The sequence below is a fragment of the Pseudomonas sp. BIOMIG1BAC genome, from assembly GCF_001705995.2.
GTDB lineage: Bacteria > Pseudomonadota > Gammaproteobacteria > Pseudomonadales > Pseudomonadaceae > Aquipseudomonas > Aquipseudomonas sessilinigenes.
In genome coordinates this window covers 104580-130094 of sequence record NZ_CP049045.1, presented here as the reverse complement: position 1 = coordinate 130094, position 25515 = coordinate 104580, and the positions used below count along the sequence as shown (strand labels likewise).

Genomic DNA, 25515 nt, shown 5'->3' with positions numbered 1-25515 from the left:
GATTGTTGAAGTATTAGCGCATCAGGTGGGACAGCTGTTGGTCACGCAGGTCGGTGCTGGCCGCCAGGCCCTCGCGGACCCCGGCCATGTCCCGGGCGTCACGGTTCTGGCTGAGCTTGCGCTTGCCCTCCAGGCGCTGGATCGGCAGGGCGAAACCGACGATGGCCTTGAGCATGCCGTCGATGTAGTCGGCGGGGGCATCCTCGACCTTCCAGGGTTGCTGGCGGCCAGCTTCGTGATGCTCGGTAAGAGCCCCGACCAGCTTGAGCAGGCGCTGCGGGTCGTGGAACACCTCGGCCTGGCCGTAGGCATGCACCGCCACGTAGTTCCAGGTCGGCACCACCTTGCCGTGTTCGGCCTTGCTCGGATAGAACGACGGACTGACGTAGGCATCGCCGCCTTCGAAGATCACCAGCGCCTCGGCACCGGCGGCCAGTTCCGCGCATTGCGGGTTGGCCTTGGCCAGGTGGCCGTAGAGGGTGCCATTGGCCCCTTGGCCGGCCTCCAGCAGCAGCGGCAGGTGGCTGGCCTGCAGGCCCTGGGCACCACAGGTCACCAGGGTGGCCAGGCGGCCGTCATGGATCACCTGGTGCAGGCGGGAGAGGTCTTGGTCAGCGAAAGCGCGAGGTAGGTACATGTGGAAAATCCTTGGCGATTGGCTGCATCCTAGGCAGGCTAATGGTTCGTGGTAAGAGCCACTTTTGCTCTATTTCATAGGTCCAATTTCCTGGGTGCACGCCGATGAACAGTGCCTTGCCTCCGCTGTCCTTCAACCCTGCCGGTATTGCCCTGGATCGTCGCCAGGGCCTCAGTCGCCAGCTCTACCAGGCCCTGCGCCTGCGGGTGCTGGACGGGCGCCTGGCCGGCGGTACGCGCTTGCCCGCCAGCCGCGACCTGGCGGGGGCCCTGGGGATCTCCCGCAACAGTGTGGTGCGGGCCTACGACCAGTTGTATGCCGAGGGTTTCATCGAGGCGCGGGTGGGTGATGGCACCTATGTGAGCCAGTTGCCGGAAACCCGATCCTCGGGCAAGAAATTATCCACAAAAGTATCCACAGGCTTTTCAACAGGCTTACCCACAGACTTATCCACAAAATCCGTCGATTTACCTGTGATTACATCCAGTAAACTGGCCTCCAACAGCACTTTGCAGCGCCTGCAAAAGCACCATTTGAGCACCCATCCCAGCGGTCCGCCCCGAGCCTTTCGAGTTGGCGTGCCCGCCTTCGACCTGTTCCCGTTCGAGGTCTGGGCCAAGCTGAATGCGGCTTTCTGGCGCAAACCGGACCTGCGGCACCTGTGCTACGGCGACTCGGCCGGCGAGGCGCGCCTGCGCAGCATGATCGCCGCCTACCTGCGCAGCACCCGGGGCCTGCAATGCACGGCTGAACAAATTGTGATCACCAGCGGCGCGCAGCAGGGCATCAGCCTTTGTGCACAACTGCTGGTGGAGCCCGGCGACCCCGTGGCTGTGGAAAACCCGGGCTACCGCGCCGCCGGCCACGCCTTCGCCATGGCCGGTGCACAACTGCACGGTATAGCGGTGGACCAGGAGGGCATCGATTGTCGCCAGCTGGCACAGTTGCAGAATTGCCGCGTGGCCTATGTCACGCCGGCCCACCAGTACCCCACGGGGGTGGTCATGAGCCTGGCCCGGCGCCTGGAATTGCTGGCCTGGGCCGAGCGGACCCAGGGCTGGGTGGTCGAGGACGATTACGACGGCGAGTACCGCTACAGCGGTGCGCCCCTGGCCCCCCTGGCGGCGCTGGATCGCCAGGGCCGGGTGATCTATGTCGGCACCTTCGGCAAGGTGGCCTTTCCGGCGCTGCGCCTGGGTTACCTGGTGTTGCCGCCTCACCTGGTACAGGACTGCGTGCGGCTGCGGGCGGTGGAAATGCGCCATTCGGAAGTCAGTACCCAAGCGGTGATGGCCGAGTTCATGGCCGCCGGGCATTTCCAGCGGCATATCCGGCGCATGCGGCGCGCGGCCCTGAGCCGGCGCAATACCCTGCTCGAAGCCTGGCCGGCGGCCATCGACGGAGTCGGGCCGCTGCCCGGGGTGACGGCGGGGCTGCACCTGACTGTAAGCGTCGCCAGCCTGGCCCGGGAACAGGAACTGCTCGCCCAGGCCGCCAGTGTCGATGTCGAGGTCAGCGCCCTGAGCCGTTACTGGTTGCCGGACAGCGTGACGCCCGAGGACCAGCGGGCCGGCCTGGTGCTGGGGTTCGCTGCGGTGCCGGAGGCCGACATTCGTTCGGCCATGGCGCGGCTGCGCCAGGCCTGGCGGGTTTGACGGGTATACTTCCGGGCATTTCCCTTTCGAGACCCCCTATGAGCCAGTCCCTCTCCGTGGCGCCCGAACGCAAGTTCGGCGCTCCTCTGTTCGCCTTGCTGCTCCTGGTTGTCGGCGCCTTGTTCCTGCAGGCCCAAGTGGGTGCGCGCCAGGTATTGCTGTTGCTCCTGGGGGCGGCCCTGGGCCTGACCCTCTACCACGCAGCGTTCGGCTTCACCTCGGCCTGGCGGGTGTTCATCCGCGACCGGCGCGGCGCGGGCCTGCGGGCGCAAATGGTGATGCTGGCGCTGGCGGTGCTGCTGTTCTTCCCGGCCCTGGGGGCCGGCACGCTGTTCGGCCAGCCGGTGACCGGCCTGGTGGCGCCGGCCGGGGTATCGGTGATCTTCGGTGCCTTTATCTTCGGCATCGGCATGCAACTGGGCGGCGGTTGCGCATCCGGCACCCTGTTCACCGTCGGTGGCGGCAATGCGCGGATGCTGGTGACCCTGGCGTTCTTCATCTGCGGCTCGCTGATCGCCACCCATCATGTGGACTGGTGGTTCGCCCTGCCTTCGCTGCCGCCGATCTCCATCGTCCAGAGCTTCGGCGTGGGCCCGGCCCTGGGCCTGAGCTTGTGCCTGTTCGCCCTGATCGCAGTGCTGACCCAGGTCCTGGAAAAGCGCCGCCATGGCAGCCTCGAAGCGCCGGTCGGTAGTACGCACCAGGGCTGGCGGCGTTTGCTGCGTGGCCCTTGGCCGCTGGTCTGGGGCGCGGTGGCCCTGGCTCTGCTGAATTTCGCCACCCTGGCCCTGGCCGGACGGCCGTGGGGCATCACTTCGGCATTCGCCTTGTGGGGAGCCAAGCTCGCGAGTGGGCTGGGCCTGGATGTCAGCCAGTGGGTGTTCTGGCAAGGCGCGGCGAATGCCAAGGCCCTGGCCGCCCCGGTATGGCAAGACATCACCAGCGTCATGGACATCGGCATCGTCCTGGGGGCCTTGCTGGCGGCGGGCCTGGCGGGACGCTTCGCCCCGAGCCTGAAGATTCCCACCCGGTCCCTGGTGGCGGCGGTGATCGGCGGCTTGCTGCTGGGCTACGGTTCGCGCCTGGCCTATGGCTGCAACATCGGCGCCTATTTCAGTGGCATCGCCTCCGGCAGCCTGCACGGCTGGTTGTGGCTGGTGGCGGCCTTCATCGGCAATGGCGTGGGGGTGCGGTTGCGGCCCTGGTTCTTCGCCGAGGAGCGGGCGCCCCAGGGCCTGACTGGCTGCTGATGGCTGGTGGCGGCGAGGGAGCTTGCTCCCGCGCGACCGTGTAGCCCTCGTGAAGCCGGCGTTGCGGGGGCAGGCACAAGCGGCTAGCCGGCCTTGGCTTGCTGCGCAATCCGCTGCGAGCAAGCCACAGGGGTAGCGATCAGGTCCCGGCCTTGATCTTGGTCCAGGCCCGGGTCCGCGCCCGCTCGGCATCACGGGGCAGCGGCCGGAGTGTGTAGAGCGTGTTCATGGCTGCCGCGGTGGGGTAGAGGTTGGGGTTGTTGCGGATCGCTGGGTCGACCTTGTCGGTGGCGTCCTTGTTCGGGTTCGGATACCCGACGAAATCGCTGACCGGCGCTATCACCTGGGGTTGCAGCAGGTAGTTGATGAAGGTGTAGGCGTCTTCCGGGTTCTTCGCGCCCTTGGGGATCGCCAGCATGTCGAACCAGATCGGCGCGCCTTCCTTGGGCAGGCGCATGTCCACGGTCACGCCGTTCTTGGCCTCCCGGGCACGGTTGGCGGCCTGGGAGAAGCTGCCCGAGTAGCCCACCGCCACGCAGATGTCGCCGTTGGCGATATCGGCCATGTACTTGGACGAGTGGAAGTAGGTGATGTACGGGCGAATCTTCAGCAGCAGGGCCTCGGCCTTCTCGTAGTCCGCAGGCTTCTGGCTGTTGGGGTCCAGGCCCAGGTGCTGCAGGGCCAGGGGCAGGATCTCCGACGGCGAATCCAGCAGCGCTACGCCGCACTGCTTGAGCTTGCTGATGTTCTCCTCCTTGAAGATCAGGTCCCAGCTGTCCACCGGTGCCTGCTCGCCCAGGGCCGCCTTGACCTTGTCCGGGTTGAAGCCGATCAGGATGGTGCCGTACATGTAGGGCACGGCGAAGCGGTTGCCTGGGTCGTTGGCTTCGATCAGTTGCATCAGCTTGGGGTCCAGGTGGTTCCAGTTGGGCAGCTTGGCGCGGTCCAGGGGCTGGAACACCCCGGCCTCGATCTGCTTGGCCAGGAACACATTCGACGGCACCACCACGTCATACCCGGAGTTGCCGGTGAGCAGCTTGGCCTCCAGGGCTTCGTTGGTATCGAAGATGTCGTACACCAGCTTGACCTGGCTGTTCTGCGCCTTGAAATCTTCCAGGGCCTTGGGGGTGATGTAGTCGAACCAGTTGTACACCCGCAGGGTGCGTTCCTCGGCGTGGGCAGCGGTGCCCAGCAGGCAGGCGCATAGGGCGGGAGCGATGAGGCGTTGGAGTCTTGGCATGTTGCGGGTTCCTTACTGGGCGCTCTGGAAGCCTTCGAGTACGTTCACGGCGTTGATGCCGATTTCCGCGACTGCATAACCGCCTTCCATGACGAACAGCGTCGGTTTGCCGAGGGCGGCGATGCGCTTGCCCATGGCCAGGTAGTCCGGGCTGTCGAGCTTGAACTGGGAGATCGGGTCTTCCTTGAAGGTGTCGACCCCCAGGGAGACCACGATGATATCGGCGCCGTAGCGCTCGATTTCCCCGCAGGCCCGCTCCAGGGCCGCACTCCAGGCGTCCCAGCCGCTGCCGGCGGCCAGCGGGTAGTTGAAGTTGTAGCCTTCACCAACACCTTCGCCGCACTCGTCGGCATACCCCAGGAAGAACGGGAATTCGGCTTCCGGATGGCCGTGGATCGAGGTGAAGAGCACGTCGCTGCGCTCGTAGAAGATCGACTGGGTGCCGTTGCCATGGTGGTAGTCGACATCGAGGATCGCCACCTTGCCATGGCCCTGGTCGAGGAAGGCCTGGGCGGCGATGGCAGCGTTGTTCAGGTAGCAGTAGCCGCCCATCAGGTCGCTGGCGGCGTGATGTCCCGGTGGCCGGCACAGGGCGAAGGCGCTGTGGGCGCCGCGCTGGATCACCGCCTGGGCGGTCAGGGCAACTTGCGCCGCGCTGTAGGCTGCTTGCCAGGTGCCGGCGGTGATCGGCGCGCCGCCGTCGAAGCTGTAGTAGCCGAGCTGGCCGTGCAGGCTGCTGGGGATCACGCTGCGCAGGGTGCGCGCCGGCCAGGTGTAGGGCAGCAGGTCGCCGTCGATGCCCTTGGCTGCCCAACGCTCCCAGGCGCCCTTGAAGAACTCCAGGTACTCGCGGCTGTGGACGCGCTGGATCGGCTCCAGGCCGAAGTCCTTGGGCGCCTCCACCGGCCCCAGGTTGCGGTGCTTCACTCGGTCCAGCACGTGGTCGGCCCTGGAGGGCATTTCGAAGCAGGGCATCAGTTGCCCGTCTATCAGTTCGCAACGGCCATGGTGCAGGTGGTGATCGTCCGAGTAGATCGTCAGCATTTTCTTGTTCTCCGCAGGCTGATTCGGTGGATCACAGTCTTGCGGGGCGCGGGGTTTTGGAGAACGGCGGGAACGGCCAAAAGAGGATCGATATGGCCAGATTGCGTGACCGCAATTCGCCCCTGGAAGGGGCATGGCGCCCCATTGCGGGGCGCCAGTGGCTTCAGCCTGCCGGTGCTGCCGGCACGAAGCGTTGCAGGACCTGGAGCATGTCCTCGCGTTTTTTCCGGGCGATGGCCTCCAGCAGCAGGGCATAGCCCTTTTTCTCGCAGCGCTGGCCGACATTCGGGTCGGCGCCTTTTTCCAGCAACAGGGTGAAGACCTCCAGGGTGTCTTGCTGGCTGACGACGCGTGACGTGTCGTCGGCGGAGATCTTGTCGGCCAGTAAAGTCAGCAGGCTCTGCCCCATGGGTTGGTTGTAGCAGGTGCCCCCGCCATAGCTCAGGTTGAGGTTGGCACCGGCGTTGATCAACAGCTTCATGGCCGGATAGTTGTTGCCCCAGAAGGCCCGGTACAGAGCGGTTTCCTGGTCTTTTGCGGTGCGCAGGTCAAGGTTCTGCGGGTGTTGCAGCAGCCAGGTGAAGCCCTTGAGGTTGCGCTCCTGCTCCGCCAGTTGCATCAGCGGAGTCCGGCCCCGGTAGTCCTGCTCGTCGATGGCGACCCCGGCCTGCAGCAGGAACTTCAAGCGCCCGCCCTGCTCGAGGTCGGGGCCATCCTTGAGGTCACGTTGCATGGCCAGCATGGCCAGGGTGCTCCAGCGATACTGGCCGCTGGTATGGGCACCGTTGGCCAGCAACAGCCGGGCGATCTCCAGGTGCGGGGCATCCAGGGCATGCAGCAGGGCGCTGCGGCCGTCCTCGGCCATGACTTCGCCGCTGACGCCACTGGCCAGCAGGCGCTTTACCTCGGCTTCGTCACCGGCGTGCGCCGCGGCCACCAACGGCCAGAAGCCCTGGCACGCCTGTGGGTTGGCAGATTGCAGGCCCAGGCGCTGGAGCACCCGGGGCGGGATGCTCATCTGGCGTTGCAGGCGCATGCCGCAATACAACCGATAACCTTCGATGGCCCGGCCCTGGGGAATGTTGTCCAGGGGCCGCTGTTCGAACAGGGCCCAGTCCAGGTCGGCCAGGTTGAGGTAGGTCGGCATGCGCGACATGTCCCGGCGCAGCACTTCCACCAGCCAGCCGCGAGCGACCTTCAGCTGGCCGGCCTCGCTGGCCCAGTAGGCGATGTCATTGAGCAGGCCGGGGTATTCGCTGTGGTCGGTGGCGATGCTGCGGTAGTCATGAACCGCGAAGAAGTCTTCCACCTGGTGGAGCCCCGGCCCTTTGTCCTTGGCCTTGCGCAGTTGCGCGTGGAGTTGGCGGAACTGCTTCCAGACAGCGTCCGCGTCCGCTGGCGGGACATAGGCATTGAGGGTGATCGGGCCGCCGCCGCTGTCGAAAGGCCGGAACCACGGAGGAAACTTCTGCAGGGCTTGCAGCCATTGCTGTCCGGTTTCGGCACTGATGGGCTGCAGCGGCGTGAAGTCCATCTGCGTCAGGTCCTGGCGATGACTGATGGCCAGCAGCGTGCGCTGGGGATCGCGCTGGTCGATCAGCAGGTAGCGTTGGCTGAGGTTCCACTGCGGCGGCACCGAACAGTCGAAGTCCAGGGGCGTCAGGGTGATGCCGGTATCCAGGGTATTGCTGGGTGGCCAGTTGTCCGTGACCTGGATGTCATTGTCCGGCGACACGCAGTTGCGCAGATCTTCCGGGCTGAACAGCGCTATGGGCGGCGACTTGTAGATCCGCTGCCGGTACTCCAGATCCTGGTAGGCGTTGAGGTAGAACAGCCCGCGATACTGGCTCAGCACGATTCGCGCCGGCAGTTTGGCCAGGCCCGGCAGCGCGAAGGGCTTGATCTGCAGGGTGGCGGTTTCCGGCTCGTCGAGGGCAAAGTGGCTGGACATCTCCCACCACTTGAATTTCGCCAGGTCGAAAGCCTGGACGGCGGGTGCTGCTGCGAGCATCAGCAGCGCCAGGCCGATTCGACGAAGGCCGATATGCCTGGCGGTGCTGCCTGTGGATCGATTCAACGTTGCCGTCCCTTGCCGGTATGAAAGGCCGGCAATGTAATGCAATTGGCGCTGTTGTGCCGGGCTTTGTATCAGGGCCGGAACTGGCTCGGCGCCACGCCGCTCCAGCGGATGAAGGCATGGCGAAAGCTTGCGGTCTCGCTGAAGCCCAGGGCTTCGGCGATGCGGTAGATCGGCAGTTGGTCTTCGCAGAGCAGTTGCTTGGCTCGCTCGAAGCGCAGTTCGTCCAGCAGTTCCTGGTAGCTGCAGCCCAGGTCCTTGAGGTGCCGACGCAGGGTCCGGGCCGAGCAGTTCATCTGTTCCGCCAATCCGTCCAGGCCGGGAGCGGCGTCCATCTGCGCCGCCAGTAACTGGCGGATGCGCCCGAGCCAGGCCTGGCGTCCGGTGAACTCGGTGTTCTGCTTGCGACAGCGCTCGGCCATGGCCTGGTGGGTGATGGCATCCGCCAGGGGTAGCGGTTGGTCGAGCCAACGCCGGTCGAAGGCGAAGGCATTGCTGGCGGCATCGAACGTCAGAGGGCAGTCGAAGCGTTCGCGATAACGGGCCTGGTAGTCCGGTGCCGGGTAGTCGAAGCGCGCGCCGATCAGCGGCAGCGGATGCCCCAGCAGGTCGTCGCAGATGACCTTCATCGAGACCAGGCAGAACTCGGTGTTGAACGCGGCCAGGGCCGGGCCTTCGCGATAGTCGGCGGCCGTCAGCCAGATACGCGGGCCGTCGGTTTCCAGGGTCAGCTCGAAAAGTGTTCCCATCAGCGCCGGATAACGCAGCGCCAGGCGCAAAGCGTCACCTAAGGTGGCACTGGTGAGCAGGGCGTAGCCGAGCATGCCGTAGGACGATACGTGCATGCGCCGGCCCAGTTCCAGGCCGATATCGCGTTGCAAGGCCACGGCATTGGCACACACCAGCATCTCTTGGCTGGTGGTGATGCGGGTGTCGGCACGGCTCAGGTCGGTGGGGTTTATACCGCTGCCGGCCAACAACGCGCCGCCGTCCTGACCCTGATCCTTGAAGGTGTTGAGGATCAGGGAAACCGCATTGAGGGTGGTGAGGTGCGAGTGCAGCATGCGCAGATTCCGACCTGGGAAAGACCCTTGACTGGAGCAAGTTGCATGCCGCCCGCAACAGGACCTGCGGTTTTCCAGCCAGTGGCATGGGGTATTTCGGGCGTGGTGTGGTTAGTGACTTGGCGCTTTGATTGGTGCAACCTGCCTGTCATTCACCGCCGGAGGTGGCGGTGCAGCAACCTCGATAAAGGATTATGTATGACCCTCACTCCTGCGCGTTCCCTGCTCCTGGTGTCCGGCTTGCTCCTGAGTTCGCTGTGCCTGGCCGAGGCTGAGCCAGGCAGCGAAAGCACCCTCAAGGACTCTGCCAAGTCAGCCGTCTCGTCAGCCATTTCGGCAGGCAAGAACCTCTTGGGTGGCGTCAGCGAAGGCGTGCTCGATGGCCGCCAATCGGCGCAAGGCGTCGACGGCGCCTCGATCATTTCTTCCCGCGAGCAAATGAAGGGCCGCGTCGACGTCCAGGTATTGAAGACCGAAGCCGTCGGCGACAGCTTCAACGTCACCCTGGGTTTCAAGAACAGCAGCGACAGCCAGCTGCGGCTGATCAACCTCAAGCAGACCGGTGCCCTGCTGGCGATCGACCAGGACGGTTATGCCAACAACCTGACTGTCAGCCTCGACAACCCGGATGAAGTCACCATCCCGGCCAAGGCGGCAGTGCGGCAGAAGTTCGTGTTCGAAGGGCCGATCGAGAGTTCGAGTTCGGTGCGGGTCTGGGGCCAGGATTACTCGGTCAAGAAGTAACCCGAGCGCCACCCTCTGTTCATCGTTGAGCCGGCGGCTACCGCAGTAGCCACCGGCTCCCGAGCCTGGGCTTCAGCTCAGCTCGCCACACAGGTCCAGCTCCACCAGGCGTCGCACTTCGTCGCTAGCCAGCCCGGCGCCCAGCAGGGCGTTGAGCTTGCCGAAGGCCGCTTCGCGGGTCATGCCGCCACCGGACAGCACGCCAACACCACGCAGGCGGCTACCGGCTTCGTAGATGTCCAGCTCCACACCGCCTTCATGACATTGGGTGATCGCAACCACCACGATGCCTTGCTCGCGAGCGCGCTGCAGGCTGGCCAGGAATGCCGGATTGTCGCTGGGGCCGGTGCCACTGCCAAAGCACTCCAGCACCAGAGCCTGGATGCCGCTGGCGAGCACGCCATCGAGCACTTCGGCGCCGATCCCGGGGAACAGCGGCAGCACGCCGACCTTGGCCGGCTGCCGGGCCTGGCGGTAGTCCAGGCTTGGCGGGATGGCCTCGACCTGGGTGCCGCCACCTTTGCGCCGCAGGGCCGCGAACGGGTGCCGGCCGAAGCTGCGGATCTTCGCGCAGCGGGTCGGTGCCAGCAGCTCGCCATGGAAGTACAGCTGCACGCCGGGTGCCAGGCCCCGGCCGAGGGCCAGCAGGGCACCGCTGAGGTTTTCCCAGGCATCGCTGTCGGGCACGCCGGCCGGCAGCATCGAACCGGTGAACAGCACCCGTGCCGGCAGGCCCAGCAACTGGAAGCTCATGGCCGCGGCGCTGTAGGCCAGGGTGTCGGTGCCGTGCAGGATCAGTACGCTGTCGCAGCCTTCGCTCTCGACGGCCTCGACCACCGCTTCGCGCAGGCGCTGCCAGTACTCGGGGGTCATGTTGGCGCTGTCGATCAGCGGCGCCATTTCGCGAAAGCGCCAGGCCGGTACCGGCAGGTCGGGACGGGTGTCGAGGTAGTCGCGCATCCGGGCTTCGAAGCCGGATGCCGGGGCCAGCCCGTCGGCACTGGCCTGCATGCCGATGGTGCCACCGGTGTAGAGCACCATGACGCGCTGGGCGGCAGGGTAGGTCGAAGGGTTCATGGGATTCTCCGAAACGGTGAGTTCCTGTGGGAGCGGGCCAGCCCGCTCGCACATTTATCGAACTGTAACCGACGGGTGCAGAGGATGCGCCCGTCGTTCACCCATCAGCGTTGCGCTGTGGGTACGCCTTGCGACTCGGCCTGGGCGGTGGCCGCAGGTTCGGCGGGCCAGGCCTTCAGGTCCAGGTCCAGATCGGCGAATTTGCGCGAGTCGAACACAGGCTGGTCGACGCCGGCGCGGCGCTGCTCGTCGTAGTCGCGCATCACACGCATGCCGACCTTGAACAGCATGGCCAGGGCCACCAGGTTGACGAAGGCCAGGCAGGTCATGGTGATGTCGGCGAAGGCGAACACGGTCGACAGGTCCTGCATCGAACCCCATACCACCAGCGCCAGCACCAGGCCGCGGAACAGCATCAGCACGGTGCGGTTGCGGGTGAGGAACTGCAGGCTGTTTTCGCCCAGGTAGTAGTTGTAGAGGATGCAGGTGAAGACGAACAGCGACAGCGCGACGCTGACGAACAGGCGACCCCAGTCACCGACCACGGCAGCCAGCGAGTTCTGGGTCAGGACGATGCCGTCGCCTTCGAAGCCCGGGGTGTAGAAGCCCGACAGCAGGATCAGCAGCGCGGTGCAGGTGCAGATCACGAAGGTGTCGAGGAACACGCTGAAGGCCTGGACCACGCCCTGGGCGCCCGGGTGCTTCACGGCGGCCACGGCGGCGACGTTCGGCGCACTGCCCAGGCCCGCTTCGTTGGCGAACACACCACGCTTCACGCCCATGACGATGGCGCTGCCGAGCAGGCCGCCGAAGGCTGGGTCAAGACCGAAGGCGCTCTTGATGATGGTCTCCAGCATGGCCGGCACTTGTTCGATCTGGGTGCCGATCACGTACAGGGTCACGGCGATGTAGGCCAGGGTCTTGATCGGGACCAGCAGGTCGGACACCGCGGCGATGCGCTTGATGCCGCCGATGAAGGTGATGGCCAGCAGCAGCGCCAGGACGATGCCGGTGTGGCTAGGGTCGAAGGCAAAGGCGTCCTGCAGCGAGTGCGTCACGGTGTAGGACTGCAGGCCGATGAAGGCGAAGCCGTAGGTGACCAGCAGCAGGATGGAGAACACCACTGCCATGCCTTTGAGCTTCAGGCCGTGCTGGATGTAGTAGGCCGGGCCGCCGCGGTACAGGCCGTCGCCGTCGGCGCGCTTGTAGACCTGGGCCAGGGTGCATTCGAAGAAGCTGCTGGACATGCCCACCAGTGCGGTCACCCACATCCAGAACACGGCGCCCGGACCACCCAGGGTCACGGCGATGCCGACGCCCGCGATGTTGCCTGCGCCCACCCGGCCGGCGAGGCTGAGCATCAGCGCCTGGAACGAGCTGAGCTGGCCGCCGCTGCTTTTCAGGCTGTCGCGGAACACCGCGAACATATGGAGGAAGTGGCGCAATTGAACGAAACGCGAGCGGATCGTGAAGTAGCCGCCGAGCCCGACAATGAGCACGATCAGCACTTTCCCTGAGAGGAAGTCGTTGATGACTTCGAGCATGGATTATTCCTCGCTGTTTTTTGTGTAGGCAAAAGCAGAGCGGACAGAAACACTTTGTTACACCGCTGGTTGCACGCACGGCAAAGCGGTGGGGCGAGCGTTCGTCCCGGTTCTCTATTCGCGGGTTGTTATTAGTTCGGGTTTCCCGTGGGTTGGAGCCTCGTTACCGACGGCTGTCCACGCGAAGAGGGGGCGCACTATACCGGTGCGAGGGCTTGCCGTCTGCATGTAGCGCATGGAACCGAGGAACGGTGGGCCCGGCGCAAGCTGAATCGGTTCTTCATTGGGGACGCTGCGACCCTTGTGGGCAGGGCCTTGCAGGGGTGCCCGAGGTCGACCGCCGTGTCGGTGCAGTCCGTTCGTCGCGCTGCTGCGTTGCGGGTGTGGCCGGTTACAGCAGGAACTCGTGGTGCCGCTCCTGGAAGTCGCTCAGTTCACCCTGTTCCAGCAATTGCCGAATCCATGGCCCGAGCAGGTCCTGGGAGCCGTCCAGGGGCGTTTGCCGGTGCCAGCGCAGTGGTACGCCGGCAAAGCGCAGCTGGTTGGCGCTGACTTTTTCCAGGATCTGCCGGTCCTGCTTGAGGATCACCTTGAACAAGGGTTGCAGCACACCGCGCTTGAGCCATCCCGGCAGGCGGCCTCGGGCCGTGGCAATCCGTGCGAACACGCGCAGCTCGCCCTCGGCAGCCGGGCTCAGCCAGGCGCTGACCAGCAGGTTGAGCCGGCCCTGGCGGTCGCGATATTCGATTTCCGCCAGCCCCGGCAGGCGGAATCGCCCCATGCTCAGGCCGCGTTCGCCTTCGAACAGCCGGGATATCAGGCCGGATTGAGTGCCTTCTTCGCTGTACTGCGCCTCAACCCCATCCTCCAACTGATGCACCCAGGCGCGAATTCGCTGGCGCTGGCGGTCGTGGCGAATCCAGCCGGCATGCACGAAGTGGGTGTGGAATCCGTCGAGGAAGTTCTCCGCGGCGTCCTGCAAGCTGCACTGCACTCGGTCGCTGATCCAGAACACGTCCAGGGCCTGGACCTGCTCGGCGGCGGCCACCGGCGGCTCATGCGGACGCTCGTTGGCGAGGCTGACCCACACCAGCCCCTGGGCTTCGCAACTGTGCAGGGGGTGCAGCAATGGCTGGCTGCAACGCTGCTGCGCCTGGCCGGGCAGGTGGCTGCACCGGCCCTGGGGGTCGAAACGCCAGCCGTGGTAGGGGCACTGGATCTGCCCGTCGCGCACCCGCCCGGCGCTCAGCGGCGCAAAGCGGTGGGGGCAACGGTCCGGCAGCACGGCGGGGGCGCCTTGGGCGTCGCGGAACACCACCAGGGGTACGCCGTGCAGGGTGCAGGCCAGGGGTTGGCGTTGCAGCTGTCGGCTCAGGGCGACGGGCCACCAGCCCGGGTGACTGTTCACAGTTTGAGTTTCCTCATCAGGGGCACGCCGATCCGTTGCAGTAGCAGGCCCATCAGTTGCCACACCAGGCGTCGCGACCTGGGCAGGTGGGCCACGTGGACCAGGCTGTATTCGATCTGTGGCTCACCACCGCGCAGGCGCTTGAAGGCTGCCGCGCCGGAGCTGAAGTTGAGCACCTGGCGGCGGTCCGCCGCTTCTTGCAGGCACAGCCTGGTCAGTTGCCGGTACAGGCCGGCGCGTTGGGGCAGGGCGGTGTCGTAGCCGACGATGGGCGTGCTGATCAGCGTGCTGTTGGCGAACCAGCCCAGGGCGCCGTCGATACGCCCTTCGGTGTTGCGCAGGGCGCGCACCTGCAGCCAGCCTTCGGCCTGCCCGCGTTGCAGCCATTGCGCGCTGTAGTGGGGGTTGAGATGGCTGTATTTGTCCAGGTAGAGCAGGTTGTACAGCTGCTCGATGCGCTGGAAGTCGGCCTCGTTCAGCTCGCTGCCGGGCACCACCGTATAAGGGCTGCGGCGCAGCAGGGTGGCGTCCAGGCGGGTGTTGTGGTGGCGCAGGAAGGTTGAGTTTTCGCCCTCGCGACCATCGAACAGGTACACCTGGCGGCTGGGAATGGCCAGGTAGCCCAGGGCTTGCAGGCGCTTGCGCAGTGCGCGGTTGCTGAAGTCGTTGAGCGAGCGAAAGCCGAAGCCATGGTCGGGAAACTCCCGACGCAGCAGTTCGGTGATCGCTGGCAAATCCGTGCCATCCCAGTCGGCCGGGTAGAGATTGGTGGACAGCAACCAGTTGTTGACCTGCACCAAACGGTCGACCCTGGCCGCGCTCAGCAACCGGTCCACGCCCTGGGTCAGCAGCTTCAAGGGCCAGGCCAGCCAGGGCCGGCGCAGGCGCTGCAGTTCTTCCCGGGCGTAGCCGCTGTAGGCGGTTTGCGGCGACACCACGTAGCAGTTATCCACAGGGCCGTGGCCGTGGTTGATGCTCACCGGGAACTGATGGTGGCCGGTGTCCAGCAGGGCCAGGGCCGTGCTGACATTGCCGATCAGCGCGCCACCGGCGCAGGTGTGCACGTAATGCCGGGCGTGGCTGTCGCCAGCGCTCGGGGGTTCGAGGGCCAGTTGCTCGGGCATTAGCAGCTTCATGGGCGCGGCGCCCCCAGGGGTTGGCCGTTCCACTCGATATCGGCGGTGGAGGCGGCCAGCAGCCCGCAACGGCGGGTCAGGGCGCGGCCGATGATTTCCGCCAGGCTCAGCACTTGGGCGGTCAGCGGGCCACGGTCGCCGTCCTGCACGATCACATCCCGGGCTTGTCGGTAGTCCTGCCAGAAGGTGTGGCTCAAGGCCCGTTGCGGCGCGGCCAGAAGCAGCATGGCCAGGGCGATCATCCGCGGTTCCAGGGTCGCTTCCAGCGTTGCGTCGGTTGGGTGGGTCAGCGCCGCCACCAGTTGCCCCCGCTGGTCGTCGAACAGGTGCACGCCGCTGGTGGCCCTGGGGTTGCATTCCAGGACATGGAAGCGACCCTGCTGGTCCTCGATGAAGTCAAAACCCACCTGCCCGGTGTAGCCGGTGGCCTGGCCGAACTGTTCCAGAAAGGCACGAATCGGTGCCGGGGCGCAGCTGTGGAAGTAGATCCCCGAGCCACGCCCGACCCGGTAGCGTGGCTGGTAGCTGCTGTGGGCCCGCAACTGGCCATCCACCAGCACGCTGAAGCTGCAGTATTCCTGGCCGGGGACAAAGCGCTGGGCCACCCAGGGGGCCTCGGCGCTGGGCCGGACCTTGGCCAGTTGCGCGGGGCTCGGGCGGATCAGGGTCTGGGAGGCGAAGCGCGAATAGGCCGGCTTGAACACCAGGGCGTCGTGCTCGGCGACCAGCGCTTGCAGCGCAGCTGGGTCATGCAGCACCCGGGTCGGTGGCGCGGCCACGGCCCAGCCCTCGGTCATGGCGGCGAAATCGCCCTTGTGGTGCAGGCGGTGCAACAGGTCGAACCCGCTGGTGAACACCCGGCACAGAGGTCGCAGGCGTTCCAGGCCGTGGGCCAGGTAGAACACCTCTTCGCAGGTGGGCAGCAGCAGGTCGATGGCCTGTTGCCGGATGATCATGGCCAGGGCTTCGATCCAGGCCTCGGGGTCGTGGCGTGGTTCGGGCAGGCGCACGAAGTGCTCGGCGGCGCGGCTGAAACGGCTCAGTGGCAGGGCCAGGGAATCGGCCACGGTCACCGTCCAGCCGGCTTGGCCAAAGGCTCGGGCCCACTCCAGGCAGGCCGGCGCCCGGGCACCGAGAATCAATACACGCATGACAGTCCCTCGGGAAGTTGCAGCATCAGCAGGCGGCGTCTTTTTGTCTGGGGCGGCGGTGCCTGCCAGTGGCCGAAGCTCAGGCTCGGCGCCTGCAGTCCTTGCTGTGCGCAGAGCTCGGCCAGGGCCTCGGTCAAGCGCTGGCACAGCCCGTGGTAGTCGCCCGAGGTGCGCAGGTTGGCCTGCCAGAGCAGTCCGCGCTGGTGGATTTCGTATTCCTCAAGTTCTGCCCCCAGCATCAGCAGGGCCCGGCGCAAGACATCGGGATAGAGCGGCGCCAGCTGCTGGCCGTCGAGCCGCGGCAGCCAGAGGATCTCGTCAGCGCGACCTTCCACGGCGGCGATGGCCCGCTCCGCGCGGCCACAGGGGCAGGGCGCGCTGGCTACCCGCAGGATGTCGTTGAGGCGATACCGCACGATCAACTGCGTGCGCCTTGAAAAGTCGGTGATGATCGGCTGGAAGCGCGTGCGTTGCGGGTCCAGCCACTGCGGCTCGATGTGCAGGTGGCTTTCGTTCAGATGCAGGGTGCCGGCTTCGCAGGTGTAGCCAAGAAAGCCTTCGCTGGCCTGATAGATCTGCTGGGGCTTGATCCCGAAGGCTTGCTGCGCCACTTCGGCGTCGGTGCTTTCCAGCACCTCGGCCACCGACAGGATGTGCCGCGGGCGGATCGTCAGTTGCCCGGCCAGGGCCGCCTGGGCCAGCCCGCGCAGCACCGTGGCCGGGGCCACCAGCACGTCCGGGTTCTGTTGATTCAAGCGTTCCAGGGAAGCGGCCAGGCCCAGGGTCAGGTCGTGAAAGGCGAAGTCGATGCGACGGCTGGCCAGGGTGGTGTACAGGCGGCTGTTGGCCCGCAGGAAAAAGGCGATCCGCAGCGGTGCCAACCAGGGGCACACCAGCCGGGGCAACAGGGCCCGGGGCAGGGTGCGCGCCAGCAGGATGCCGGCCCAGCGCTGGCGTTCCACGCTGCTGACCAGGAACACCCCCTGGGCCCCCGATGTACCGCTGGACAGGCCCACGGTGATGTCGCCCAGGGTCGGGCTGAAGTCCCGCGACTGCTCCGCTTGCAGGGCTACCGGCAGTACCTGCTCCAGGCTCAGGGCGCGGGTATTGAAGCCGGCGAAATCACTCATCAGGCTGGCCTTGTCCATGATCGGCAGGCGGTGCAGGCCGTCGTTTGCCAGCGCCTTGAAGCGTTCGCTACGGGGTATGACCCGGGCAATGAAGTACCTCAGGCGCCTTGCCTGCCAGGCTTCCAGCCGCTCGCGGCGACGAAAGCGCAGGGCGTAGCGGCTGAACACGAAGGAACCGATGGTGCGCAGCGTGCCCAGCAGGTGCTCACTGTTCATTGGCGAAAGCCTCCCAGGCCTGGGTGCAATGGGACGGCAGCACCGCCACCGCCGGTTCGCGGCGAATCAACTGGCCCAGGCCGCTGTAGGTGCGCACGTATTGCCTGCGGTCGGCGCTGGCAAACCACAGCGCCGGGGCGGCCGGCAGGCGCTCGGCGCGGCAGGCCGGCACCGACCAGCAGGCATCGGCTACCAGGAACACTGGCCGGCCTTGGGCATTGGGGATGAACAGGCCCAACTGGCCTTCGCTGTGCCCCGGCAGCGGCACGCCGATCAGGCTGCCATCGCCGAACAGGTCCAGGCCCTGCTCGAAGGGCGCCATCCAGCCCGGCAGCGCGTAGCTGGGGCTGGCTTCGGCCAGGTTCAGGCGGGCGCTGAAATCGTCCGGCAGCAAACCCGGCAAATGGCCGCCAAGGGTGGCCCGCCAACGCTGGTCGCGCAGGCTGTCGATATGTCGGTAATCGGCTTCCAGGGCGATGAAACGGGCATTGGCAAAATCCCGCAGGCCGGCGATATGGTCGGCGTGGAAGTGGGAAATGATCACGTAGCGGATATCCGCTGGGCCGATGCCCAGTTCATGCAGCTGGGCCCCCAGCTGTTCCGCCACCGGCAACTGCACCGGCACCGCGCTGCGGTACAGGCGCTCGGGCAGGGCGCGGGTGGCCTGGAAGAAGTGCTCGGCGTAGCCGGTGTCGTAGAGGATCCAGCCGTGGTCCGGGTGCTGGATCAGCCCGCACAAGGCCGGAAACTGCACCGGCGCCAGGCGCCCGCCACGGTCGGCCATGCATTCCAGGTGCTGGCACCAGCCGGCCCGCAGGATCTTCAAGCTGACGCAGCGGCTCATGGTCGTTGCTCCTGCTGTGCCAGCCACCATTTTGCGTGCTGGGCGATGCCTTGCTCCTGGGTGATGACCGGGCGATAGCCCAGCTCGTGCTGGATGGCGCTGATGTCCAGGGTCTGGCTGAAGGCCAGGACGCCTGCGCCGTAGCGGGTGATCAAGGGTTCGGCGCCGTTGCCCAGGCGCGCCTTGAGCTCCAGCAGGTGTGCCACGCCGTGCACCAGGGGCCAGGGCAGGCGGCGGGTACGCAGCGGCAACTGGAAGTGCTCGGCCATCTGTTGCAGCAGGTCCTTGAACGCCAGCGGTGTGGCGTTGCTCAGGTTGTACACGCACAGCGGGCGCGGCAGGGGGCGGGTCAGGGCCAGCCACACCGCGTGCACCAGATTGTCGACGCAGGTCAGGTCCAGCTGTGCCAGGCCGCCGCGCATCAATGGAATCGCTCCGCGTTGCATCACGCGCAACAGGCGGGGCATCAAGGTTGCATCCCAGGGGCCGAACACCGCCCGTGGCCGCAGGATCACGCATTCGGGCAGGCCGGCTTCACCCAGCAGGGTTTCGGCCTGGGCCTTGCTGCGGGCGTAGTCATTCACCGGTGGTGGCAGTGGCTGGTCTTCGCGGATGCCCAGGCGGTCGCTGAAGTTGAAGTACAGGCTGGGAGTGGAGATATGCACCAGCCGTGGGATGCGGTTGTCCCGGCAGGCGTGGATCACCTCGGCGGTGGAGTCGAGGTTGGCTCGGGCGAAAGCCTGGGGCGAACCCCAGGGCGAGGACAGCGCCGCGCAATGGACGATGGCGTCATGCCCTCGGGTGGCGTCGGCCAGCAGGCGCTTGGCCTGTCGGCTGCCGTGTTCCAGGGGTAGCCAGCGTACAGGCGCCGGGCTGTGGACAATGACTTGGGCCGCCGCCTCGGGGTTGCGTCCGCTGAACTGCACTTCGCAGCCCTCGGCGGCCAGCTTCCACACCAGATGCCGACCGATAAAACCGGTTCCACCAGTGACCAGGATTTTCATCAGAACTCCAGAATCAGGCCGCCCAGGGACAGGCCCGCGCCGGTGCCGATCAGCATCAGGGTCTGCCCGCGTTGAATACGTCCGTCGCGCACCGCGATGTCCAGCGCGGTGGGCAGCGACGCCGCCACCTGATTGCCGTGCCGGGCAAAGATATCGATGACTTTCTCCGGCCCCAGGCTCAGGCGTCTGGTCGCATGCGCCATGGCCTGCTGGCTGGCCTGGTGGGGGATGATCCAGTCGACCTGCGCCAGGGGCAGCGCGGCTTGCTGGAGCAGGTCGTCCATCAGGTCGGGCAGGTGCTTGGCCGCCAGGCGGAACACGCCCTTGCCCTGCATGGCGAAGCTGGTCAGGGGCTCGAACGGCACGTCGATGCGCCGCGGGTGAAAGCGTGAACCGCCAGCGGGGATCTGACACAGCGCGGCGCCTTCGGCGTAGGTCTTGAGGCGCGAGGCGAGGATCTTCTGGCCACCGTCGCCCACCCCCAGCACCACTGCCGCCGCACCGTCGCCGAAGATGCCGCTGACTTCCACCTGCTGCCAGTCCAGGCCGCAGGAGGCGATATCGGCGCACACCAGCAGGACACGTCGGTAGTGCTCGGCCTGGATCGGCCAGGACAGGGTGTCCAGAGCGGCGATAAAGCCCAGGCAGCTGGCGTTGATGTCCATGGCCGGGATACCCGACTGCCCCAGGCCCAGCTCCCGTTGCAGCAGCGCGGCGTTGCAGGGCATGCCTTGGTCCAGGGTGCCGCTGGCGCAGACGATCAGGTCCAGCTGGTCCAGCGCCAGGCCTGCTGCGTCCAGGGCCCGGTGCGCGGCGCTGGCGCCGAGGCTGGCGGCGGTGTCCGCAGGGGCGGCGACATGGCGCTGCTGCACTCCGCTGATGCGCGCCACGCTACCGGCTTCCAGGCCGAGCTGGCGGTCCAGTTCAGCGCTGGTGACCACCTGCTGCGGCAGGGCATGGCCAGTGCCGAGGATGGCCAGCGCGCGGGCAGGGCGGGGGGAGGACGCTGATGTGTGCATGCAAATTCCGTTGGTGGGGCGTCGGGGGAGGTGATCAGTTGGCGCTTGGCGCCACCGGGCAGTGGCTCAGAAAAGCTTGCAGCCCTTGCTGATATTCCTCGGCGTCCATCAGTTCACTGTGTTTGGCGATGCGGCAGGCCTGGCCTTTGCGCTGCATCTGGGCATCGGCCACGTCGTAGAAATTGGCCGCTTCGCGCAGGAACACGATCTGCCCCCAGGTCAGGCTGCTCTTGGCTCTGGGAGGTTTGCTCAGGGAGAAGCCCTGGTCGTCGAAGGTCAGGTGGTAAACGCCCTCGATAGCCTTCAACGGCGCCCGCAGGCGGGCTTCGATCAGGCGGTGATTCAGGCTGCGTAGCGGCGTGCGGTTACGAGTTCGGGCTTGTAGGCGCTGAACCCAGCGCCCGGAAAAGCGCCACCAGAGCGGGATGAAAATCAGCGCGCAGAGCACCAGGGCGATGATTTTTTCCGGAGTAAAGCGCCGTTCCGGGAAATACAGCGCCAGGGGCGCGGCGATCAGGCTCAGCAGCAGGATCAGCGGGCCGAGCAGGCGCCCTTGCCAACGTGAGGTGACGCTGGAGATCCGCGTCTGCAATTGGTCATGCTCAAGCAGCGCCTGCGGCAGTGTTTCGGCAAGCCGGGCTTCGGTGTGGGCCGGGGTGAGGCGGTACTGCAATTCCATGGCGGCTGAATCCGAGGTCCGTGTTCGGTGAGGGCGGCAGTTTACCGATTTCTGGGGGCCGGTAGCGGCGGTTTGCACGGGAACGCCGGCTCGCCGCTCAGGTTGGAAACTGTTCTATATGTCGCTCCACCCACTGGTACAGGCATTCATCCAGTAGTGGCCTCTGCTGGTTGAAGTGGTCCTGGCGGCGGTTGAAGAGCGGGTCCTGGTTGATCCGCATGGCCAGCTCGATGGGGCATTCGTGCTCGGCATGGGCGGCCCGCACCTGCTGCTGGCGCTGATCGGCCTGTTCCAGGGTGTCCGCCAGGGTGTCGAGTTGCAGGAGCCTGAACTGAGCGATGGCCTGGGGCAGGTGAAAGTGCAGGGCGCTGTCGAAACCTTCCCAGCCCTCATAGGCCAGCCATTCGTGCAGGATCATGAAGCAGCGTGGGGCCGGGGCCAGTTGCTCCAGTCGCGCGAAATCCAGCCAGTACTGGCGTGGCAGTTGCTCGGCGGTTTCGATGGCCTGGGCAATCAGGTCCAGGGCCTGGCCCGGGTCCCGATGATGCTTGCGCAGGATGCGCTGGGTCAGGGTGAAGCGCGCTTCTTCTATAGCGTGCAGGGCGCGGTTGAGGTCGTAACCGGCGTTGAGCAGCTGTTCCCTGGCTTGCTCGGAGGGCAGGCCGGATTTGTCTACCAGCACCTGCAACAGCTCGGACTTGTAGAGCTCGGCGGCTTGTTGAGGGTTGCCTGCGCAGCGGGCGAGCAGGGCTTGGGCGTGACGCAGGCCGATGGGGAGCAGGGCGCGTAGCTGTTGCAGGGCCTGGGTGGATGTCGGGTCCATCGACGGAGTGCCTTGGTAGTCATTGCCGGCTGTGGCGGGAGGCTGATTATCCACTGCCCCGAACAAAACCTGTAGCCGCTGCCGCCGGCTGTGAACGAGCTGGGCGGCACTCCGACGAGGCGGGTGCAGCGATTTCAGGGCGAAAGCACTGCACCAGGCACATAGCGGATGTGCCGGTATCGACGGCCCCTGCGGTGCCGTTCGCAGCCTCGCGGGCTCGGCAGCGGCTACGGGGTTGGGGTGAGGTGGGGGTGGCAATTGCAGTGGCAGGGAAAAATCCCAGGCAAAAAAAAGGGCCTGGAGACGAGTCTCCAGGCCCTCAAAAGGTGAGAGGTGTCTAGTCCCTCAACCTGGTGAGCGGTGTTGCATGTTTCGGTGTCGCGGCGGTTACGCTTTCAGCGGAACCAGGCGCGGGGCAATCATGTTTTCCGGACGCAGGATGTCGTCGAGCATGGCGTCGTCCAGCAGGCCTTCTTCGCGAACCAGTTCCAGCACGCCGCGGCCGCTTTCCAGGGCGATGCGAGCGATACGGGTGGCGTTCTCGTAGCCGATGTACGGGTTCAGCGCGGTGACCAGGCCAATGGAGTGCTCAACCAGCTCGCGGCAACGGGTTTCGTTGGCGGTGATGCCGGTGATGCAGTGCTCGCGCAGCATGTCCATGGCGCGTTGCAGCAGGCGGATCGAGTCGAAGATCTTGAAGGCGATCAGCGGCTCCATCACGTTCAGTTGCAGCTGGCCGCCTTCGGCCGCGATGGTCAGGGCCAGGTCGTTGCCGATGATCTGGAACGCCACCTGGTTGACCGCTTCCGGGATAACCGGGTTGACCTTGCCGGGCATGATCGAGCTGCCGGGCTGACGCGCTGGCAGGTTGATCTCGTTGATGCCGGTACGCGGGCCGCTGGACAGCAGGCGCAGGTCGTTGCAGATCTTCGACAGCTTGACCGCGGTGCGCTTGAGCATGCCGGAGAACAGCACGAAGGCACCCATGTCGGAGGTGGCTTCGATCAGGTCGGCCGCCGGGACCAGCGGCTGGCCGCTGATGGTGGCCAGGCGTTGCACGGCCAGGTTCTGGTAGCGCGGGTCGGCGTTGATGCCGGTGCCGATGGCGGTGCCGCCCAGGTTGACTTCGGTCAGTACTTCCGGCGCCAGGGTCTTCAGGCGGGCCAGGTCTTCACCCAGGGTGGTGGCGAAGGCGTGGAACTCCTGGCCGAGGGTCATCGGCACGGCGTCTTGCAGCTGGGTACGGCCCATCTTCAGGACGTGGCTGAACTCTTCACCCTTGGCGGCGAACGACTGGATCAGGCTATCGAGGCTGGCCAGCAGTGCGTCGTGACCCAGCAGCAGACCCAGGCGGATCGCGGTCGGGTAGGCGTCGTTGGTCGACTGCGCCATGTTCACGTCGTTGTTCGGGTGCAGGTACTGATATTCGCCCTTGCTGTGGCCCATGGCCTCCAGCGCGATGTTGGCGATGACTTCGTTGGCATTCATGTTGGTCGAAGTGCCAGCGCCGCCTTGAATCATGTCCACCACGAACTCTTCGTGGAAGTCGCCGCGGATCAGGCGGGCACAGGCCTCGCTGATGGCCGCATGCTTGGCTTCGCTCAGGTGACCCAGTTCGCGGTTGGCGTCAGCAGCTGCCTGCTTGACCATCGCCAGGGCCACGACCAGTTTTGGGTAATGCGAAATCGGAACGCCCGAGAGGCGGAAGTTGTTTACCGCTCGCAGGGTCTGGATGCCGTAATACGCTTGAGCCGGTACTTCGAGTACGCCAAGCAGATCTTTTTCTGTACGGAAAGATGCAGCGGAGGACATGACGGAAATCATCTCGGTAGGGACCCGGTCTGTGCCGGGAACGCTGCGAATCCTAGGGCTAAGGGTAATTTAGAGCCAATGCTGTTAAACACTGGCCTATGCATATTCGGCATAATGCCCATGTGACGCCGCTTTGCCGGCGAGCGTGTGACCTAAAATGGTGCGTGTCCGGGAGGACGTGATGAATCTGGAAAGCAAATGGCTCGAGGACTTCAGTGCCCTGGCCGCCACCCGTAGCTTCTCGCAGGCCGCCGAGCGTCGCTTCGTGACCCAGCCAGCGTTCAGCCGACGCATCCGCAGCCTGGAGGCCGCCCTGGGCCTGACCTTGGTCAACCGTTCGCGCACGCCGGTGGAGCTGACGGCGGCCGGGCAGCTGTTCCTGGTGACGGCGCGCACTGTGGTCGAGCAGCTCGGCGAAGTGGTGCGCCACCTGCACCATCTGGAAGGGGGGCAGGGCGAGGTGATGCAGGTGGCGGCGGCCCACTCCCTGGCCCTGGGGTTCTTTCCACGCTGGATCGCACAACTGCGCAACGAGGGCCTGAACATTGCCACCCGGTTGGTGGCGACCAACGTCGGCGATGCGGTACACGCCCTGCGCGAGGGCGGTTGTGACCTGATGCTGGCTTTCTATGACCCGGACGCGGCCTTGCAGATGGACTCGGAAATCTTCCCCTCGCTGCACCTGGGGCACACCGAGATGCTTCCGGTCTGCGCCGCCGATGCCCAGGGCAAGCCGCTGTTCGACCTGGAAGGCGAAGCCAGCGTGCCGTTGCTGGCCTACAGCGCCGGGGCCTTCCTCGGGCGATCGGTCAATCTGCTGCTGCGCCAGCGCAACCTGCGTTTCACGACCGTCTATGAGACCGCCATGGCCGATAGCCTCAAGAGCATGGCCCTGGAAGGCCTGGGTATTGCCTGGGTGCCGCAATTGAGCGTGCGCGCCGAGCTGGCCCGGGGCGAGCTGGTGGTGTGCGGTGGCGCGCAATGGCATGTGCCGCTGGAGATCCGCCTGTACCGCTGTGCCCTGGTGCGCAAGGCCAACGTGCGCCTGCTGTGGCGCAAGCTCGAGGGCGCCGCGGCGCAGGGTGCGAGCAACCCATGACCCTGTAGCCGCCGGTGAGGCTGCGACAAGGCCCGCCGGGCCCTCGGGTGCGTGGCCGACTGGACCTTTTCTGCGGCCGTTGTGCGCCCGTGCGTCGCCTGTGGCCGCGGCTACAGGAAACCGGCAGGGCCGCAGGGATTTCCAATGTGGGGCGGCTGACTTCAAAGTCAATAAAACCGGGCCTTTGGGCAAAGAAGGCCAGTGTGTCGCAGGTGGTCGGTGAACGTGTGTCGCGGACATTTTTTTGGGTATACTGCGCGGCCTCCGGCCGGTTTACCTGGCCAGAATTCGTACAACAAGCCACGCCATTTTGCGTGGCTTGTTGTTTTTTGACGCGCCTGCGGGCGCCCAGAGAGAAAGAGGCACGACGATGAGTGCACTGGTTGGCGTGATCATGGGCTCCAAGTCCGATTGGTCCACCCTTAGCCACACCGCCGATATGCTGGATAAACTCGGCATCCCCTACGAGGTGAAGGTGGTTTCCGCACACCGCACCCCGGACCTGCTGTTCCAGTACGCCGAAGAGGCCGAATCGCGTGGCATCGAGGTGATCATCGCCGGTGCCGGTGGCGCGGCCCACCTGCCAGGCATGTGTGCGGCCAAGACCCACCTGCCGGTGCTGGGCGTGCCGGTGCAGTCCTCGATGCTCTCGGGCGTGGATTCGCTGCTGTCGATCGTGCAGATGCCCGCCGGCATCCCGGTGGCGACCCTGGCCATCGGCAAGGCCGGTGCGATCAACGCCGCCCTGCTCTCGGCGAGCATCCTGGGCGCCAAGCATCCGCAGTTCCATGCGGTGCTGAAAAAATTCCGTGCTGAACAGACAGACAGCGTCCTGGACAATCCAGACCCGCGCGTCGCCTGA

Annotated in this window: 22 protein-coding genes; 5 read left to right on the top strand and 17 right to left on the bottom strand. The window is 65.9% G+C overall.

Annotated features, from left to right (window positions below):
* Positions 1-13: 13 nt before the first annotated feature.
* Positions 14-637 carry an FMN-binding negative transcriptional regulator gene (locus tag ATY02_RS00590; RefSeq protein WP_068578416.1) on the bottom strand — a complete coding sequence of 208 codons (624 nt, stop codon included), beginning with the start codon at positions 635-637 and terminating at the stop codon, positions 14-16.
* A gap of 104 nt (positions 638-741) precedes the next feature.
* Here ATY02_RS00590 and ATY02_RS00585 point away from each other — a divergent pair, with 104 nt between their 5' ends.
* A complete protein-coding gene (locus tag ATY02_RS00585) occupies positions 742-2292 on the top strand; it encodes a PLP-dependent aminotransferase family protein (protein WP_068578418.1) in 1551 nt (516 codons plus the stop codon).
* Positions 2293-2330: 38 nt separating this feature from the next.
* A complete protein-coding gene (locus ATY02_RS00580; protein ID WP_068578420.1) occupies positions 2331-3542 on the top strand; it encodes a YeeE/YedE family protein in 1212 nt (403 codons plus the stop codon).
* Between the two features lie 139 nt (positions 3543-3681).
* On the opposite strand, the gene ATY02_RS00575 is transcribed toward ATY02_RS00580, so the two are convergent.
* From ATY02_RS00575 to ATY02_RS00560, 4 genes are all read right to left on the bottom strand, one after another.
* Positions 3682-4782: a polyamine ABC transporter substrate-binding protein gene (locus tag ATY02_RS00575; protein WP_068578422.1), complete on the bottom strand. Its 1101-nt coding sequence runs from the start codon at positions 4780-4782 to the stop codon at positions 3682-3684.
* A gap of 12 nt (positions 4783-4794) precedes the next feature.
* Positions 4795-5826: a histone deacetylase family protein gene (locus ATY02_RS00570; protein ID WP_068578424.1), complete on the bottom strand. Its 1032-nt coding sequence runs from the start codon at positions 5824-5826 to the stop codon at positions 4795-4797.
* 163 nt (positions 5827-5989) lie between these two features.
* A complete protein-coding gene (locus tag ATY02_RS00565) occupies positions 5990-7903 on the bottom strand; it encodes an ankyrin repeat domain-containing protein (protein ID WP_068578426.1) in 1914 nt (637 codons plus the stop codon).
* 71 nt (positions 7904-7974) lie between these two features.
* A complete protein-coding gene (locus ATY02_RS00560) occupies positions 7975-8967 on the bottom strand; it encodes an AraC family transcriptional regulator (protein ID WP_068578428.1) in 993 nt (330 codons plus the stop codon).
* A 198-nt stretch (positions 8968-9165) separates the two neighbouring features.
* Here ATY02_RS00560 and ATY02_RS00555 point away from each other — a divergent pair, with 198 nt between their 5' ends.
* On the top strand, positions 9166-9711 hold the full coding sequence (locus ATY02_RS00555; RefSeq protein ID WP_159894127.1) for a hypothetical protein: 546 nt from the start codon (positions 9166-9168) through the stop codon (positions 9709-9711).
* Between the two features lie 72 nt (positions 9712-9783).
* Here the strand turns inward: ATY02_RS00555 and ATY02_RS00550 are convergent, their stop codons facing one another.
* From ATY02_RS00550 to aspA, 12 genes are all read right to left on the bottom strand, one after another.
* Positions 9784-10788 carry an asparaginase gene (locus ATY02_RS00550; protein ID WP_068578433.1) on the bottom strand — a complete coding sequence of 335 codons (1005 nt, stop codon included), beginning with the start codon at positions 10786-10788 and terminating at the stop codon, positions 9784-9786.
* A gap of 104 nt (positions 10789-10892) precedes the next feature.
* Positions 10893-12332, bottom strand: coding sequence for an alanine/glycine:cation symporter family protein (locus tag ATY02_RS00545; RefSeq protein WP_068578435.1), 1440 nt, complete (start codon positions 12330-12332; stop codon positions 10893-10895).
* Positions 12333-12723: 391 nt separating this feature from the next.
* Entirely contained in the window at positions 12724-13740 is a 1017-nt protein-coding gene (locus ATY02_RS00540; protein ID WP_068578437.1) for a Rieske 2Fe-2S domain-containing protein, read from the bottom strand.
* On the bottom strand, positions 13737-14876 hold the full coding sequence (locus ATY02_RS00535) for a hypothetical protein (protein ID WP_068578439.1): 1140 nt from the start codon (positions 14874-14876) through the stop codon (positions 13737-13739). Before ATY02_RS00535 ends, ATY02_RS00540 begins: the two co-directional genes overlap by 4 nt.
* Positions 14873-16027 carry an ATP-grasp domain-containing protein gene (locus tag ATY02_RS00530; protein WP_068578440.1) on the bottom strand — a complete coding sequence of 385 codons (1155 nt, stop codon included), beginning with the start codon at positions 16025-16027 and terminating at the stop codon, positions 14873-14875. The genes ATY02_RS00535 and ATY02_RS00530 overlap by 4 nt, the downstream gene beginning before the upstream one ends.
* A complete protein-coding gene (locus tag ATY02_RS00525; RefSeq protein ID WP_068578441.1) occupies positions 16015-17373 on the bottom strand; it encodes a F390 synthetase-related protein in 1359 nt (452 codons plus the stop codon). The genes ATY02_RS00530 and ATY02_RS00525 overlap by 13 nt, the downstream gene beginning before the upstream one ends.
* Complete coding sequence (locus tag ATY02_RS00520; RefSeq protein WP_068578443.1) at positions 17363-18217, bottom strand: MBL fold metallo-hydrolase; 855 nt, start codon at positions 18215-18217, stop codon at positions 17363-17365. Before ATY02_RS00520 ends, ATY02_RS00525 begins: the two co-directional genes overlap by 11 nt.
* The gene (locus ATY02_RS00515; RefSeq protein WP_068578445.1) at positions 18214-19221 is read right to left on the bottom strand and encodes an NAD-dependent epimerase/dehydratase family protein; all 1008 of its coding nucleotides are present in this window, start codon (positions 19219-19221) and stop codon (positions 18214-18216) included. Before ATY02_RS00515 ends, ATY02_RS00520 begins: the two co-directional genes overlap by 4 nt.
* The gene (locus ATY02_RS00510) at positions 19221-20240 is read right to left on the bottom strand and encodes a beta-ketoacyl-ACP synthase 3 (protein ID WP_068578447.1); all 1020 of its coding nucleotides are present in this window, start codon (positions 20238-20240) and stop codon (positions 19221-19223) included. The genes ATY02_RS00515 and ATY02_RS00510 overlap by 1 nt, the downstream gene beginning before the upstream one ends.
* 34 nt (positions 20241-20274) lie before the next feature.
* A complete protein-coding gene (locus ATY02_RS00505) occupies positions 20275-20919 on the bottom strand; it encodes a hypothetical protein (protein WP_068578449.1) in 645 nt (214 codons plus the stop codon).
* Positions 20920-21016: 97 nt separating this feature from the next.
* Positions 21017-21742, bottom strand: a complete 726-nt coding sequence (locus tag ATY02_RS00500) for a hypothetical protein (RefSeq protein ID WP_068578451.1) — start codon at positions 21740-21742, stop codon at positions 21017-21019.
* 387 nt (positions 21743-22129) lie between these two features.
* Positions 22130-23554 carry an aspartate ammonia-lyase gene (gene aspA / locus ATY02_RS00495; protein WP_068578453.1) on the bottom strand — a complete coding sequence of 475 codons (1425 nt, stop codon included), beginning with the start codon at positions 23552-23554 and terminating at the stop codon, positions 22130-22132.
* Between the two features lie 181 nt (positions 23555-23735).
* Between aspA and ATY02_RS00490 the strand changes: the two genes are divergently transcribed.
* Both ATY02_RS00490 and purE read left to right on the top strand, forming a co-directional pair.
* On the top strand, positions 23736-24653 hold the full coding sequence (locus tag ATY02_RS00490; protein ID WP_068578455.1) for a LysR substrate-binding domain-containing protein: 918 nt from the start codon (positions 23736-23738) through the stop codon (positions 24651-24653).
* Positions 24654-25023: 370 nt separating this feature from the next.
* Positions 25024-25515 (top strand): 5-(carboxyamino)imidazole ribonucleotide mutase, encoded by a 492-nt coding sequence (gene purE, locus ATY02_RS00485; protein ID WP_022641919.1) that lies wholly within the window; start codon positions 25024-25026, stop codon positions 25513-25515.

Excerpts from the sequence above, each read along its gene's own strand:
- ATY02_RS00590 (WP_068578416.1), bottom strand. The coding sequence starts at position 637 with ATGTACCTACCTCGCGCTTTCGCTGACCAAGACCTCTCCCGCCTGCAC.
- ATY02_RS00585 (WP_068578418.1), top strand. The coding sequence starts at position 742 with ATGAACAGTGCCTTGCCTCCGCTGTCCTTCAACCCTGCCGGTATTGCC.
- ATY02_RS00580 (WP_068578420.1), top strand. The coding sequence starts at position 2,331 with ATGAGCCAGTCCCTCTCCGTGGCGCCCGAACGCAAGTTCGGCGCTCCT.
- ATY02_RS00575 (WP_068578422.1), bottom strand. The coding sequence starts at position 4,782 with ATGCCAAGACTCCAACGCCTCATCGCTCCCGCCCTATGCGCCTGCCTG.
- ATY02_RS00570 (WP_068578424.1), bottom strand. The coding sequence starts at position 5,826 with ATGCTGACGATCTACTCGGACGATCACCACCTGCACCATGGCCGTTGC.
- ATY02_RS00560 (WP_068578428.1), bottom strand. The coding sequence starts at position 8,967 with ATGCTGCACTCGCACCTCACCACCCTCAATGCGGTTTCCCTGATCCTC.
- ATY02_RS00555 (WP_159894127.1), top strand. The coding sequence starts at position 9,166 with ATGACCCTCACTCCTGCGCGTTCCCTGCTCCTGGTGTCCGGCTTGCTC.
- ATY02_RS00550 (WP_068578433.1), bottom strand. The coding sequence starts at position 10,788 with ATGAACCCTTCGACCTACCCTGCCGCCCAGCGCGTCATGGTGCTCTAC.
- ATY02_RS00545 (WP_068578435.1), bottom strand. The coding sequence starts at position 12,332 with ATGCTCGAAGTCATCAACGACTTCCTCTCAGGGAAAGTGCTGATCGTG.
- ATY02_RS00535 (WP_068578439.1), bottom strand. The coding sequence starts at position 14,876 with ATGAAGCTGCTAATGCCCGAGCAACTGGCCCTCGAACCCCCGAGCGCT.
- ATY02_RS00530 (WP_068578440.1), bottom strand. The coding sequence starts at position 16,027 with ATGCGTGTATTGATTCTCGGTGCCCGGGCGCCGGCCTGCCTGGAGTGG.
- ATY02_RS00525 (WP_068578441.1), bottom strand. The coding sequence starts at position 17,373 with ATGAACAGTGAGCACCTGCTGGGCACGCTGCGCACCATCGGTTCCTTC.
- ATY02_RS00520 (WP_068578443.1), bottom strand. The coding sequence starts at position 18,217 with ATGAGCCGCTGCGTCAGCTTGAAGATCCTGCGGGCCGGCTGGTGCCAG.
- ATY02_RS00515 (WP_068578445.1), bottom strand. The coding sequence starts at position 19,221 with ATGAAAATCCTGGTCACTGGTGGAACCGGTTTTATCGGTCGGCATCTG.
- ATY02_RS00510 (WP_068578447.1), bottom strand. The coding sequence starts at position 20,240 with ATGCACACATCAGCGTCCTCCCCCCGCCCTGCCCGCGCGCTGGCCATC.
- ATY02_RS00505 (WP_068578449.1), bottom strand. The coding sequence starts at position 20,919 with ATGGAATTGCAGTACCGCCTCACCCCGGCCCACACCGAAGCCCGGCTT.
- ATY02_RS00500 (WP_068578451.1), bottom strand. The coding sequence starts at position 21,742 with ATGGACCCGACATCCACCCAGGCCCTGCAACAGCTACGCGCCCTGCTC.
- aspA (WP_068578453.1), bottom strand. The coding sequence starts at position 23,554 with ATGTCCTCCGCTGCATCTTTCCGTACAGAAAAAGATCTGCTTGGCGTA.
- ATY02_RS00490 (WP_068578455.1), top strand. The coding sequence starts at position 23,736 with ATGAATCTGGAAAGCAAATGGCTCGAGGACTTCAGTGCCCTGGCCGCC.
- purE (WP_022641919.1), top strand. The coding sequence starts at position 25,024 with ATGAGTGCACTGGTTGGCGTGATCATGGGCTCCAAGTCCGATTGGTCC.